This window comes from Bacteroidota bacterium, assembly GCA_039714315.1.
Classification (GTDB): Bacteria; Bacteroidota; Bacteroidia; order Flavobacteriales; family JADGDT01; genus JADGDT01.
This window is the reverse complement of record JBDLJM010000075.1, coordinates 1-15,524: the sequence shown is the minus strand read 5'-3', so window position 1 is coordinate 15,524 and position 15,524 is coordinate 1. Positions and strand designations below refer to the sequence as shown.

Genomic DNA, 15,524 nt, shown 5'->3' with positions numbered 1-15,524 from the left:
GTAGAAAACAACCACGTTGATGTATTTATATTCGGATATCTTGAAGTATTGCGCTGGTTAGCTGATAAAAAAGATGAACCTCGTTTTGCTGAGTTTGCAGATGTAATTGAAAGCTCTATGAAGAGTCAGCTAATGCCTCGCGAAGGACACATGTTTAATATTGCCAAAGTTGGATATTATCCTGAGGTTGTTCAACATACAAACTGGGATTACGGACACTTCGGAAAAGGTTTTTACAACGATATTTTCGCACCGGGATGGACTGTAGCATCACTTTGGGAAATGATGATGACTCACAGAACAGAAAATTTCTTTAAAAAGTAGAAAGAGGTTTAATTTAAAAAACAATCAGGCATTTTTAGAAATAGATAAAAATGCCTGATTTTTTTTGCCCTCTCCAGAATATTTACCCCATTTTAACGCTTATTAGTATAAATATTTACTAATGAATCCTCTCCTTTTGGCATTAAAAATAATATTCTGTACTTTTACGAAAAGTTCGTAACGAATAATTCGTAAAAATTAATTTAATTAATCAGCTTGTTAAGTATGAAAAATCCTTTTTATGTGTATGGATATAAGTCTTCAGAGTATTTCTGTGATAGGATAGAAGAAACGAAAAGGCTCAAAGATGCTATCGTAAACGGTCGTAACATTGTACTTTTAGCAGCAAGAAGAATGGGAAAAACAGGATTGATACAACATTTATTTCATCAAAAAGAGGTGAAAAGTGATATGTTTGTTTTCTATTTTGATATAATGAATACTACTTCTAAAGAGGATTTTGTAAATCAATTTGCGAATGCAATAGTTGGTACATTTAGTTCAACTTCGAAACGCTTGTTTAATAATATACTTGATTATTTTAAACGCTTTAACCCGGTAGTGAGTTTTGACCCTCTTAGTGGAGTGCCAAGTTTAGAATTGCAGATAAATTCGGACGTTCAGGCAAAGTCTTCGATAATTGAAGTATTTAATTATCTGGAAAAATTAAATAAACCGGTTTGTATTGCTATTGATGAATTTCAGCAAATAACTAATTATGAAGACCAAAGTTTTGAAGCTTTTTTACGATCACATATTCAACATTTAAAAAATGTTAATTTCATTTTTAGCGGTAGTCAACAGCATATTCTAACGGATATGTTTCATTCATATTCACGACCGTTTTATATGTCGAGCGATTTCTTGAAGTTAGAACGAATCAATAAAGAAGAATATGCAAAATTCATAGTTGAAAAATTTGAAAAAAGCAAAAAAGAGATTGATATTAATGAGGTGTATAAACTTCTGGATTGGCTTGATGTTTATACTTATTACGTACAGAATTTTTTCAATAAACTATGGTTTATCAGTAGCAAAAAGGTAGATGAAAAGGCTATAGATCAAGCTAAGCAATATATTATTGACGAACATGATTTTATATATTCAAATCTTTCTAATCTTTTAACAACTGTACAGTACAATCTCTTAAAGGCGATAGCTCTTGAAGGAAAAGTTGAGAAACCTACTTCCAAAGCCTTTATTGATAAGTACAAACTAGGAACTACAAGTACAATTAATTCGGCAGTAAAAACCTTAATCGAAAAAGAGCTGGTATGGAAGGAAAATGGGATCTATAAAGTATATGATATTTTTATGCAGAAATGGTTTGAAGCCAGATTTAAGGTTTGATACCTAATTAATTGTGCTTGCTAACACTATACCCTCCTTCAAAAACTCCGAAGGCGATTTCTCAAACACCTTTTTAAATGATTTGCTAAAGTAAGCAGAATCGGAGTAACCTACTTTTACCGCAACCTCCGATATCCTATATGAGCCGCTTGCAAGTAATTTTTTGGCTTCGTTAAGTTTTACGTTCCTAATAAACTCCGTTGTACTTAATCCTGTTGTTTTCTTAAGTTTTCTGTGAAGATGCGGGCGGCTTATTGCAGCAGCGTCACAAAGCTCGTTGATATGAAATTCGCTATTGTCTATATTTTCCAGAATTATATCCGTTAACTTATTAACAAACTGTGCTTCACTGTTTTGAAGGTTGTCAATAGAATCATCAAGCGTATCGAACTTTACAAATTTCTTACGGTTACCCTCTATTGATTTTAGTATATTTCTAACTTTCAGGTCTAATTCCTGCAAGTTAAATGGTTTATTTACATAAGCATCAGCACCTGCAGACAGACCTTCAAGTTTAGATTCTATACCTGTTTTGGCTGTTAATAAGATAATTGGAATATGACTTGTTTCTATTGCTCTTTTTAAAGTATCAGTAAGTTGATTCCCATCCATTTTTGGCATCATTACATCGCTTATAATAATATCGGGCTGAGATTTTTCTACTTTTATTAATGCCTCTTCTCCATTATAAGCAACACTAACTTTATAATATTTAGAATAATGTCTTTTTAGAAACCTCTGAAGATCTTTATTGTCCTCAACAATCAACATTTCATGTTTTTTATTTTCCTTATCATCAATGACATCCTTTTCTGTATCGTATTTTTCAAGATCGTTAATTGCCAAATTGATATTAGAATCGCTTACACTTTCTATAAAATCATCTTCTTTTACAATGTCAGACCCCATAAAAAGTGGAATTATAAGCTGAAACTCAGTACCACTACCGACGGTACTTTTTACATTTATTTTTCCATCTAACAGTTTAACCAAACTGTTTACAAGAGCCAATCCAATACCACTGTTAAGGTTGTTTTTTGTATTGTCACTATAAAATGGATCAAATAGTTTTGCCAGTTTTTCTTCTGACATCCCGGGACCGTTATCGCTAATGGTCAAGGATACAAATGCTTTTGATTTTAAATTATTGCTAAGAGTCAACTCATTGTTTAATTCGTTAACTGTTATATTTATTCTTATCAATCCTCCTCCTTCGAAAGCTTTTATTGAATTACTCAATATATTGGAAATTATTTTCTCCACCTTGTCCCCATCAAAATACGATTCGTAAGAGTCTACTTCTTTATTCACATTCACTTCCACTGATCTTTTTTCCATTAAAGGTTCAAAAGATGTTACTATACTATTAATATATTTCACAATATCACCCTTATTACTTTTCAAAGAAGCGTGATCGGTTTCTATCTTTCTGAACTCCATCAATTGATTAATCAGTGATAAAAGGCGGTAGGCATTTTTCTTAATTGTAATACCGTATTGATTTAGCGTTTCGGAAGTACTTTTGTCGAGAAGCATCTCGTCGATAGTCGCTATTACAATAGATAATGGCGTTTTAAATTCGTGACTTATATAAGTAAAGAAATTAAGGCGATGGGCATTAATTTCCTCATTTTTCTTTTTATCTAATTCGGTGAGCTGTATGCTTAATTTTTCCTTATTTCTAACTTCGATAAACTTAATATAAGCATATAAAATCAGAATTATAATTAGGAAGTATGTAAGGTAGCCCCATATTGAGAGCCAAAAAGGAGGTTTTACAATTATCTTTATTGTTCGTACACCATCAGTCCAATCCCCTACTCTATTTGTTGCCTTTAACTTAAAAGTATATTCGCCTGGCGAAAGGTTGGTATATGTTGCTGATGTTTTATTAGCAACATAATTCCAGTTCTTCTCAAATCCCTCTAAGTAATAAGCATAAGAAGTCTTTTTTGCAGTTGTATAGTTTATATTCAGGTAATCTATGGTAAATACATTATCGGCATAACTGAGAGTTATCTCCTTTTGTTTATCAATATTTTCACTTAGGATTCCTTCATCTTCAACATGTACCGATTTATTAAAAAGTTTGAAATCGGTAAAATGCAAATTGATTCCCTTTTTAAAATGTTTTATGTTGTTTGGATCGAAATAACTTACTCCATTTACTGTGCCAAAAAACATGATATCATCGCTGGTTTTTAAACATGAGGAATGATTAAACTGATTCCCTACTAATCCGTCATATTTATTGTAAACTTCAAATATTTCAGATTCTTTATTCATACGCACAAGTCCTTTGGTGGTAGATATCCAAAGAAACCCTTTATTATCTTCCTCAATTGTAAAAATACTATTACCGGGTAAACCATCCTCAGTTGTATAAACTTTGAACTTGTCATTTTTAGTATCAAAGCTCACCAATCCACCTTCCTGAGTACCAAACCACATAATTTTTTCGCTGTCTTCGAACGAATACATAAACATATTGTTGATTAACTCAGGTGTGTTTTCTAAATTGTAATTGCTAATAATAGTATCATTTTTCAACCTGTAAACACCTCTGAAATTTGAACAAACCCATATATCTCCGTTAGAATCTTCATTGATGTGACGTAAAAATATATTGCCGATAGACTCTTTATAAATTTTATTAAATTCATCTTTATCTTTTCTAAACAGTCCGGTTATTGATGCCGCCCACAATCTTCCTTTTGAATCTTCTTCTAACGAAAAAACACTTATATAATCATCTTCTTCTTCCTTATTAATAACCGCCTGTTCTATTTTTTTCGTTTTATGATCGTACCTACTAATCCCCCCCAAGAATGTTCCTATCCAAATATCACCTTTCCGGTCTTCCTCCAAGGCATGTACGTTATTAGTCTTTATTGTATTGCCCGAATTCTTGTTATGCCTGATATATTCGAATGTATTATTTTCCCTGTTTAGAATTGATATTCCACCGTTTTCAGTGGCTATCCATATTTTACCATCAGAAGTTTCTATCATACTACTAACGGCATTTCCCGATAATTTTCGACGACCTCCATCAGCATTAATATTATTGAAACCTACGGCATTTGGATTAGTATAATTAACACCTCCAAAAAAAGTACCTATCCACATTAAGTTATCTTTATCACGAAATATGGAATAAATTGCTTTGTCATTGAGACCGTTGTCCAGATCATCGTAATTCTGTCCGTAGTATTCAAAAACCTGATTAATTACATCGTAGGTATACAAACCCGATTCTGTACCAACCCACAACTTCCCTGAGCTATCTTCACTAATAGCCCTAATCATGTTGTCTTCTATTTTGTTTACACCGCTATTAATCTCCAGTTTAAAGAATCTCTCTATTACAGCATCGTAATATGCCAAACCATCTCTTTTAGTACCAAGCCAAACTATACCACGCGAATCAATGAAAATACTTTCTACGTTTTCTTTCGAAAAATCAATACCATTTTTATGTGTAGAATTATTATGAACACTAATTATTTTTCCATTTTTATCTAAAAGTAAAATATCATCTCCTTGTGCAACCCATATATTTCCATTCTTATGCTTAAATACAGCCCTAAAATTACCGTCTAATTGTTTGTTTGCTATATTGTCTTTAACCAGGAACAATCCATCAACTGTTGTTACAATCACTCCTGCTGAGCTTTCATTTATACCTTTAATCCAGGGTAGGTTATTATTATTGAATTTAACTGATTCAAAACTATCGCTGTTTTTATCATATACGTTTAACCCTGTTGATGTCCCAACGTACATTTTTCCGTCAGAAGCAATAAAAAGATCAAGTATTATATTTGAGAAACTATTTAATTTAACCGATTCTTTATAATAGGTAACAATATTGTTGCCATCAAAACGGTTCAAGCCTTCAATTGTAGCTATCCAGATATATCCTTTTTCATCCTGAACAATGTCGTGAACAGTATTATGCGATAAGCCCTCTATAGATGTGATATGCTTAAATGAAAATGATTCCTGAGCATCTACATTGGTAACAAATAATAGAATCAGAAAATAGTATTTCAGCTTACAAAATAGGTTTCGCATCAGAGTACGTGAATTAGGTTAGGCAACGAAACTAATTTTTTTTTAGATCATAACGAAATATGCGCCTGTATTTATGTTTAAATGCATCAGTATTATACTAAATGTAACAATAGTACTTTTAGTAGTAACATAAATACTGCTACATCATTTTTATTTCAACTAATATTGTTTTCGGTAAACAAAACTAAACATCTATGAAAAATTTATGGTATTTAACTATCACCTTGTTTTTAATTACATCGTGTAATTTATCAAACAATAAAACGCTTAGTGATAAAGCTGTAATTACCGGTCATGTATCAAATTTCTCAAAAATATCTGAACACGATTTTATTGATTTCATATACTATGATTTATTTGATGGACAAAAAAAAATAATTAAAGATATTGATGAAGATGGAAACTTTAGTTTTGAATTAGATAATTTGGATAAACCAACTGAGTTTTATCTTAAATATGCCTCACTCCTTACTTATTGCATCTTTCCGGGAGATAGTTTGCATTTTGAAATTGATGGTAATTGTTGGGAGGGTAGAAAAAAGAGATATGAATATTTTACTATTACCGGTAGTTCGGAAAAATTCAATAGAAATCTTGCCAAATACAACCAACTTATTAGCGATTCATTAAATACGAGACAATTTTTTTATGAAGAAAGTAATGTGATAAGAAATTCAACCATCGAATATTATAAGAAATTTGAGACTGCATATATCAAAAGAAAACAACTACTAACTAATAAGTTCAACTCAGAAAATAATGTAAGTGAACAATTTGTGGAGTGGACTACCCAAAATGTTAAATTCACAGAATGGAATAATTTATTCCGTTACACATGGCTTCACCCACATTATAATAAGTTTGATGGTAAAAAACAATATGAGTTTAAAAAAAATATTCCTGATAGTTACTTTGCTTTTTTAGATAATTGGGATCAAGAAAATAAAGACTATTTAGGGTCTATTACATACATGCAATTTTTACATGAATATAAAAGTTATAAGATGTCATTAATTGATCATGACAAAATAAATAAAATGTATGTGGCAGAATCATTTCACCCAATTAAAGACTTTGATAAAATCAACAAATTAAAATACCCCGATGAAAAAGGATTTGTTTTAGATTTACTAATTGCCCAAGATTTTTCTCATTTGCTTGATGCAAACTTTAAGCTAACTAAGAAGTATATTATTCTAGATAAAATAAAAGATACCGAAGTAAGAGAAAGAATAACTGCTAAGTATAACTATGTTGAATCTTTCGAAAATGATAAAAGCTTAGCTAACAACTTGAATCATGAAAATGCTGATGAATTTTTAAAAGCACTAGTAAAAAAGCACCCTAATAAAGTTATATATATCGATTTTTGGGCAACATGGTGTGGACCTTGTATAGGAGAAATGCCATATTCGAGGAAGGTAAAAAAGAAACTTGAAGGCAAGGATGTAGTTTTTGTTTATTTAGCAAATCGAAGTGGCGAATCTGTTTGGAAATCAACCATAGCAAAGAATAAGATTGAAGGAGATCACTACCTGCTTACTGATAAGCAATTTTCGAACCTGAGTAAAGTATTTGGAATAACAGGAGTGCCACACTACGCTCTTATTAATAAAGAAGGTATTATTGTGGATAAAAATGCACCGCGACCAAGGACTGGTGATTTACTGGTAAATCTTATTGAAAATCACATTTCAGGTAAAGAACTTACGGCAATTGCAGAGAACAAGTATGTAAAACCGCAAAACAATGTTGTTGCACAAACAAAACAACCTAAAAATGTGGCTTTTACTTTAGATAATTTTGAAAATAATTGGGATGTAAAAGGTTTGAATTTTGAGAAAACTGAGAACGGTACATTACAGAAAAACAGTGGTGGATGGGCTAATGTAGCCGGAGCTATAAAAAAGGACCTTGAACTTAAGGGAGATTTCATGATTGAAACCAAACTGAGGATGGTAGAAGGTGTTTCAGGTTATCCAACAGCGGGATTTTTTATTGATGGTAGTTTAGATAACAATGATCCTTCTTTGGCATTTTGCTTATTTGGTGCACATAATACACAAAGTGTAGGAATTCACAAATCCAGAAACATCACCTCAGGGGGATGGGTTGGAGATGGTTACACTAATACTCCTATTGAGGGGTTAAGTATATATAATTGGACAATTTTGAAAATTGAAAAGAGGGGAAATAATGTTCAATTTTATGTAAACGGAAAAGAGCATGGAACCCCTATAGAATTTAAAAACTTGGAAGGTAATCTTGGTTTGATGGGAGAATCATCAATTGCTGAATTCGAGTATGTAGATTTTAAACGACTGTAATAACAAGTGTTAAAAATATAAAACCAACTATGTCAAGAATAATTATACTGATATTATTAATATCAACCTCGTTGTTTTCGCAGGAAACAGGATTAAATCAAATTGAAAACTTTAATGATTTGGCATTATTGCGAAACGATGTTTTGAGTTTACACCAAAGTAGTCACGATCCGGATGGAGGAAATAATCACGATGGTTTTACAGGTGGTAATTTTACAGGTACTTACAATGGCGAAAATATAATGCTTCATGCAAAAGGCAGAGGAATTATAAACAGAATATGGATTACCGGATTTGATTTGTCAAAAAGGATTAAAATATATTTCGATGGTAGTAGCAATCCTAAAATAAATGAAACTCTTGCAGATTTCTTTTCAGGAACACATGCACCATATTTGTCACCATTAGTTGTTAATGACGCAGTATCCAGTGGTGGTTTTACGAGTTACATGCCATTTCCTTTCGAAGAGGAAATAATGATAACAGTTGAAGGTGGTAGTAATCACGAATTCTTTAATATCGATTATCAGTTGTACGGAAATGATAATTCTGACATCTCAACATGGACAGGCTCAGAAGATTTGTCGGCAACATATAATATTTTTAATAACAAAGGTGCTGATCCTCGTGGTGATGTAACTTATACAAGTGTTGAAAACACCTTTGATGTTAGCAGTTCCGAGACAGTTTCTGCTCTTACAATTAGCGAGAGTAATAGTTCAGTTGCTTCATTGCTAGTTACAATTCCGGGGATTGAGTTTAATGATGAATCAGATATTTCGGATTTTTTGACAGATCATGGGAAAGCACATAAAACTACGAGCGAGTTTACAATGGATATTAATCCTAATGCTAGTGTAATAAAACTTAAAAGACGCTTAGATTATGCAATTGCCGATCAGGAAGCTAAAATATATGTAGATAACAATGTTGTTGGTAATTGGAAAACTGCGGGAAGAAGCTCAAATTCTTACCGTTGGAGAGAAGTTGAATTTGATATCAACCTAAAGGATTTTATTACACCCGGGAATACTACAATAACTATAAAAACAGAATTTGTAGCATCACAAATAGACTGGAATGAGTTTTATTATTGGACAATATGCGACGGAGTAGTTACAGACGAATTTGATGTTGGAGATGTTGCCAGCGAAAGCTCTCATAATTATAATTCAATTTCTGCATGGCAGGGCTACCTTAGTGCTATTTTACCAAAAGGTGGAACGCCGGCTAATAGCATACTTGATGATGTAAGCTTACAGGTGTTTTTTGATGGTGAAAGTTCACCATCTGTTGATGCTCCACTTGCGTATTTCTTTGCTGTAGGTTCGATCGAACAACTGCGCATACAGTCCTTGCCTGTAGGTGTTAAACCGGGGACAAATACCTTATATTCTTATTTTCCAATGCCTTTTTCAAATAACTGTGAATTTAAACTTGTTAACAATTCGGGAGTAAATTTGCCAGGAATTCATATAGAAGTAGATTATCAGAGTATTGAAAGTGATTTTTCAGATTTAGGATATTTTAAGACTCAATATAACCATGATAGTAACCCTGAAATGGGGAAGGATTATAAACTTCTAGATGCAAGGGGAAGAGGGAAGTATGTTGGTGTTGTAATGGAAGTAAGCGGTGGAGAAAATGATCTTTGGTTGGAAGGTGATGAAAGATTTTATATTGATGGCAGTAATACTCCTGCGATATATGGTACAGGAACAGAAGATTATTTCAATGGTGCATGGTACTTTAACAGAGGCTTATTTGACCTATCAACTCATGGTATGACCGGTATGTATAATAGCGATCGTTCTGTATATCGTTTTCATCTTAGCGATCCGGTTTATTTTAATTCAAAAGCCGATTTTGGGATAGAACACGGACCGGTAAACGATTTTACTGCAGATTATAAGAGCCTTGCATTCTATTACCTGAAACCGGAAACTTCGTTTACTAAAACCGATGAAGTAATAATTGGAGATAATACATCAGAATCAAATCACAACTACAAAACAACTGGCAGTGATTACCGCGGAACTGCTGTATCGTATTACGAAGGTGATAATGATGAAATAGCACTTACTAAAACTGTTAGGTATATTAATGGATCTTCTGAGTTTAACGTTAATATTACTTCGGGGAAAATTGTTTGGATAAAACGAACCTTTGATTATTCTTTAGAGAATCAGGATGCAAAAGTATATGTAGACGGGCAATTGATTGGTAACTGGTTTTCAGCAGGAAGAAATGCTAATAAGAGATTTAGGGATGAATATTTTTCAATTCCGGCGGCTTATACAAAAAGTAAAACTCAGATAACATTAAAGTTTGAGGCTATCGACAATTCTGTTGATTACAAATGGTCTGAATCGAAATATGAAATATACTCTGTTGATGGATATAATCTGAGTAATGAAGATCCTCAGATATTAAATGCGATAAAAGTATATCCAAATCCAAGTTCCGGAATAATAAATATAGACAGTAGTGTGCAGGTTGAAGATGTGATTATTTCGGATGTTAATGGTAGAGTAATTAATAATATTACTTTTACCGGCGGATCAATAGATATATCTACTCTCAATAAAGGTGTATACTTTATGAGTATAATAACAAGAAATGGAAATTCTATCAAAACGATAATAAAGAAATAGAGGATGAAGAATATAATGAAGTATAATCTGATTGCAATATTGGCAATATTTATAATCCAATCGTGTCAAAAAGATGAAGCTATAGAGGAAATAGTTAACACTAAGGAAGCAATTTCACCAAATCGTATTGCCTGGAATTTTAACTCCTTAGTTGCACTAGCAGATGATGCAGGCTATGCTCGTATGATTGAACTTGACAATGGTGATTTTGTTTGTGTTTATGGAAAAGGAGGAAGTGGAGCTGAATTGATTCGTTCTACTGATAAAGGAGAAACATGGTCTTCTGTTGTAGTAGTTGCCAGGGATGAACACCATGCAACAAGCAATGGTTTTACCTTTATGGCAAACAGCGAAATTGTACAATTGTCTGATGGCAATCTGATATATTCGTATAACCGACGTCCTGCAGAACCGTTTTCATCAGAAAGAAAATTTGCAATAGCTTATAAAGTATCTGAAGATAACGGTTATACCTGGGGAGAGGAAAAAGTTGTATATGAAGCATCACATATCCCACACGATGGATGTTGGGAACCTCAAATTTTACAACTTAAAAGCGGTGAACTTCAATTATACTTTGCAAATGAATTTCCATATCAGTCAAGTGCCGATCAGGAAATTAGCATGATGCGATCAATGGATAACGGGACAACATGGGGTTCTCCCGAAAAAATTGCTTATGTACCCAATTCGCGCGATGGAATGGCTGTTGCTTTAGAACTAGAAAATGGAGAAATTTTAATGTCAATTGAAGATCCTTCTCATTTAAATTTCAAACCTGCAATAATAAGAAGTAGTAATAATTGGGCAAATGCTCCGGTTGGTAAACCTTCTCAGGATAGAGAATATGCGCTAAATCACGATTTGAATAACAATGCATATCAGGGAGCACCGTATATCTGCGTATTGCCTTCAGGAAATATTGCTTTAGCTTATCAGGGTACAGACGGCAGTTCAAATGTAGATTTGGGCAACTCACGCATGCTTGTTGAAGTTGGTGATAAAGAAGGAAGAAACTTTAATAACAATTCGCGTCCCTTTAAGGTTCCTTACGAGAGAGCAGGCCTGTGGAATGCTATTTCGGTGTTAGATGGCAAAGTATGGGCACTTACTACGAGTGATGTTGATCTTGATAATGACCATTATGATAGGAAATCGAGAGTATGGGGAATTCAGGGATACGAAATTACCAATTACAAAGTTCCGCAAGGCGAAATTGTTATTGACGGTGCAACAGATACTTCAAACGATAATGTTGCATTCTTTGTAGGATCTAAAAATGAAAGTAATGCAATGTTTTCACTATCTCAAACAAACGATAAATTGTTTGTCAGTGCTGTTATCAAGGATGAAAGTATTTACGCAAGTAACGGTGTTATTGTAGGTATTTCGACAAAAAATGATAATGCAGAAAAACCGGCAAGTGGAAACTATTTATTCAATATATATTCTAATGGGGATTATAAGGCAAAAGAAGGTTTTAACGGAAAATGGGAGAGTAAGGATATTAATGCCGATGCTTTAAAAGTTACTAAAAATTCAAAGGGATATATTGTTGAATTCAGCATAAGCTGGTCGAAAATAGGTGGAAAACCTGTAAATACAGAACAACGTATTGGATTTAATGTTGGGTTAATAGAAACCGGATATACTGAATATCTGATACACTCAAATATGGATATGCCTTATACATGGGGGAGTATTCAGTTGTAATTTTTTATATTAATACGATTACTCAAAAATAAATTTAATTAACATAACCCGAGAATTTTACTAGTAAACTAGTTATTTAACCCGAGAATTTCACTAGTGCACTAGTGGTTTAACCCGAGAATTTCACTAGTACGATTTAATTTTATCATCATTTTTATTATATTTGAGATTAAATATAGGTTGAAATGATAGAAAGAGATATCAAATATAGAATTCAGGAAAGCCTTAAGTATAAAGAAATAACAATTCTTATTGGAGCTAGGCAGGTTGGCAAAACCACCATTTTAAAAAGGATAATGTCTGAATTGGATAATGTAGTGTATTTTAATTTAGATATAGAACAAGATAATATATACTTCAATTCGCAACAAGAATTAATCAGGAAAACAGAACTAGAAATAGGAACAGAAGGCGGTTATGTAGTTATCGATGAGGTTCAGCAGAAAAAAGATGCGGGGCGTTTTTTAAAAGGCTTATACGATTTAGATCTGCCATATAAATTTATTGTAACAGGATCGGGCGGTATAGAATTGAAGGAAAAAATTGGAGAAGCTTTAACAGGACGCAAATACATGATAAAAATGTATCCTGTAAGTTTTAATGAATTTGTAAACTATAAGACCAGATATAGATATAAAAACCGTTTAGAAAGTTTTTTTGAGTTAGAAAACTTAAAAACGCTAATGTTACTGGAAGAATATATGAGTTTTGGCGGATATCCTGCAGTTGTAGCAGCTGATACTATATATAGGAAGAAGGAAATAATGAACGAGATATTCACATCTTATCTTACAAGGGATATATCTATATTATTAGGCGTAAAACATCCTGATAAATTTGTTAAGATGATTCGCCTTTTAGCAGTGCAATCAGGGTATATAATTAATTATTCTCAATTGTCACAGGATGTTGGGCTTAGGCTGGAAACACTTAAAACATATCTTTGGTATGCCGAACAAACATTTATTATAAACTTGATACATCCATTTTTTACTAATCCTAAAAAAGAAATAACTAAATCGCCAACTGTATATTTTAATGATTTGGGTCTATGTAATTTTACAAAGACTAATTTTAGTTCTCAGAAAAATGACGGTATGATATTTCAAAATCTCGTTTATAATCTTCTGAGAGGAAAATATGAAATAGGTCTGTATAAAATTAATTTCTGGAGAACTAAAGACAAAGCAGAAGTGGATTTTGTAGTACAAGGTGAAGAAGGTATAATTCCTGTTGAGGTTAAATATTCAGAATTAAAAAACATGAAAATAACCCGATCATTCAGGAGTTTTATCAATAAATACGCACCAAAAAAAGCAATAGTTGTTAATTTGTCTTTGGACAGTATTACCACTCTAAACGATACCGAAATCAAATTTATTCCTTTTTGGAAGTTATATTGAGGTTTGAATCGCTAATGTATTTTTCAAAGGTCATTACGCAGAGTGTAACTGAAATGGTGTCTTCCTATACTCTCACACTAAGCTTTATCTAGTAAAACATCCTTCAAAAACTCCGAAGGCGATTTCTCAAATACCTTCTTAAACGATTTACTGAAATAATTAGCATCATTAAAACCAACCATTACCGAAACTTCTGAAATAGAATAATTACCTGTTAAAAGCATTTTTTTAGCTTCATTCATTTTAATCGATTTAATGAACTCGGTGGTACTCATACCTGTAACCTTTTTCAATTTCATATGAAGTTGAGTACGGCTGATAAGAGCTTCTTTACAAAGTTCGTTAACATTGAAATCGGTTTTATCTATATTATTTTTAACTATGTTTGTCAGGTCACTTATAAACTGTGCCTCCTTATTGTGAAGATCTGTTGTGCTCTCTTCAATAGCTTCAAAATTTTCGAATTGTCTTCGGTTGCTGTCAATTGATTTTAGAATATTTCGCACCTTAAGATCCAGAACCTTCAGATTAAAAGGCTTACTCATATAATCATCGGCACCGCCTTCCAATCCTTCAATTTCGGAGTCTATCCCCGATTTTGCAGTAAGTAAAATTATTGGAATATGACTTGTTTCGATATTCGATTTAAGTTCTTTTACAAGTTCATTTCCATCCATCACAGGCATCATAATATCGCTAATAATAATATCGGGATGCGATCTTTTTATTCTTATTAATGCATCTTTTCCATTTTCCACTACGCTAACTTCAAATGATTTTGCAAAGTGTTCTTTCAGGAATTTCGACAGTTCTTTGTTATCTTCTACTATTAACAGATCCGATTTGCTTTTTTCTTTTTCTTCGTTCTTTAGTAATGGAACTTCGTTTTCGTAAATCATTAATTCTAAATTATCTCCTGTGGTAGAATCAATAAAACTATCATTGCTTATAAACTTGTCGTCAGGTTTTTTGAATAGAGGTAATTTTATGGTAAATGTACTTCCTTCACCAACTATACTATCTGCTTTTATTTCGCCATAAAGAAGTTTAACAAGACTATTTACAAGAGCAAGCCCAATACCACTATTAAAATTATCCTTCATATTTCCCGAATAAAATGGGTCGAAGAGTTTAGTTAGATTTTCGGGAGCAATCCCCTTTCCATTATCTTTAATAGTAATTGTGATATCACTTTTCGAAATAAATATATTGTCGTATTTATTTTCCTTTGCATATTCATTTATCTCTATGCTGATAGATATCTTTCCAACATTCCCAAGTGCTTTATACGAATTACTAATTATGTTACTTATTATTTTTTCAATCTTATCCTCATCAAAATAACTCACATAAGAGTCCTTATTACTATTGAATTCATTTATAATATTCTCACGTTCGAAAAGAGGATTAAACGAATCTGATATACTTTTTACAAAGCTTACTATATCACCATTGTTAAGTGATATTGAAGAGTGTTCATTCTCGATTTTTCTAAAATCCATCAACTGATTTATAAGTGATAAAAGCCTGAATGCATTTTTTCGAATCATCGATTTATACTCCAAAGCTTTATTTTGCTTATGTGGACTATTTATCAATTCTTCGATTGATGCAATTACTATTGATAATGGAGTTTTAAATTCGTGACTTATATAGGTGAAAAAATCTAGTTTATG

General features: G+C 32.4%; 8 protein-coding genes. 6 read left to right on the top strand and 2 right to left on the bottom strand.

Annotated features, from left to right (window positions below; genetic code table 11):
• Both ABFR62_08720 and ABFR62_08715 read left to right on the top strand, forming a co-directional pair.
• On the top strand, window positions 1–324 hold a 324-nt coding region (locus ABFR62_08720; GenBank protein ID MEN8138504.1), incomplete at its 5' end, for a hypothetical protein.
• A 225-nt stretch (window positions 325–549) separates the two neighbouring features.
• Window positions 550–1,674 (top strand): ATP-binding protein, encoded by a 1,125-nt coding sequence (locus ABFR62_08715; GenBank protein ID MEN8138503.1) that lies wholly within the window; start codon window positions 550–552, stop codon window positions 1,672–1,674.
• A gap of 3 nt (window positions 1,675–1,677) precedes the next feature.
• Here ABFR62_08715 and ABFR62_08710 read toward each other — a convergent pair whose 3' ends face one another.
• Window positions 1,678–5,751 (bottom strand): two-component regulator propeller domain-containing protein, encoded by a 4,074-nt coding sequence (locus ABFR62_08710; protein ID MEN8138502.1) that lies wholly within the window; start codon window positions 5,749–5,751, stop codon window positions 1,678–1,680.
• A 194-nt stretch (window positions 5,752–5,945) separates the two neighbouring features.
• On the opposite strand from ABFR62_08710, the gene ABFR62_08705 reads away from it, so the two are divergent.
• The 4 genes from ABFR62_08705 to ABFR62_08690 all read left to right on the top strand — a co-directional run bounded on the left by ABFR62_08705 (window position 5,946) and on the right by ABFR62_08690 (window position 13,848).
• The gene (locus ABFR62_08705; protein MEN8138501.1) at window positions 5,946–8,078 is read left to right on the top strand and encodes a TlpA disulfide reductase family protein; all 2,133 of its coding nucleotides are present in this window, start codon (window positions 5,946–5,948) and stop codon (window positions 8,076–8,078) included.
• A 29-nt stretch (window positions 8,079–8,107) separates the two neighbouring features.
• A complete protein-coding gene (locus tag ABFR62_08700; protein MEN8138500.1) occupies window positions 8,108–10,732 on the top strand; it encodes a DUF2961 domain-containing protein in 2,625 nt (874 codons plus the stop codon).
• 3 nt (window positions 10,733–10,735) lie between these two features.
• Window positions 10,736–12,445, top strand: coding sequence for an exo-alpha-sialidase (locus ABFR62_08695; GenBank protein ID MEN8138499.1), 1,710 nt, complete (start codon window positions 10,736–10,738; stop codon window positions 12,443–12,445).
• Window positions 12,446–12,630: 185 nt separating this feature from the next.
• Window positions 12,631–13,848 carry an ATP-binding protein gene (locus ABFR62_08690; protein ID MEN8138498.1) on the top strand — a complete coding sequence of 406 codons (1,218 nt, stop codon included), beginning with the start codon at window positions 12,631–12,633 and terminating at the stop codon, window positions 13,846–13,848.
• Window positions 13,849–13,925: 77 nt separating this feature from the next.
• Here the strand turns inward: ABFR62_08690 and ABFR62_08685 are convergent.
• On the bottom strand, window positions 13,926–15,524 hold a 1,599-nt coding region (locus tag ABFR62_08685; GenBank protein ID MEN8138497.1), incomplete at its 5' end, for a response regulator.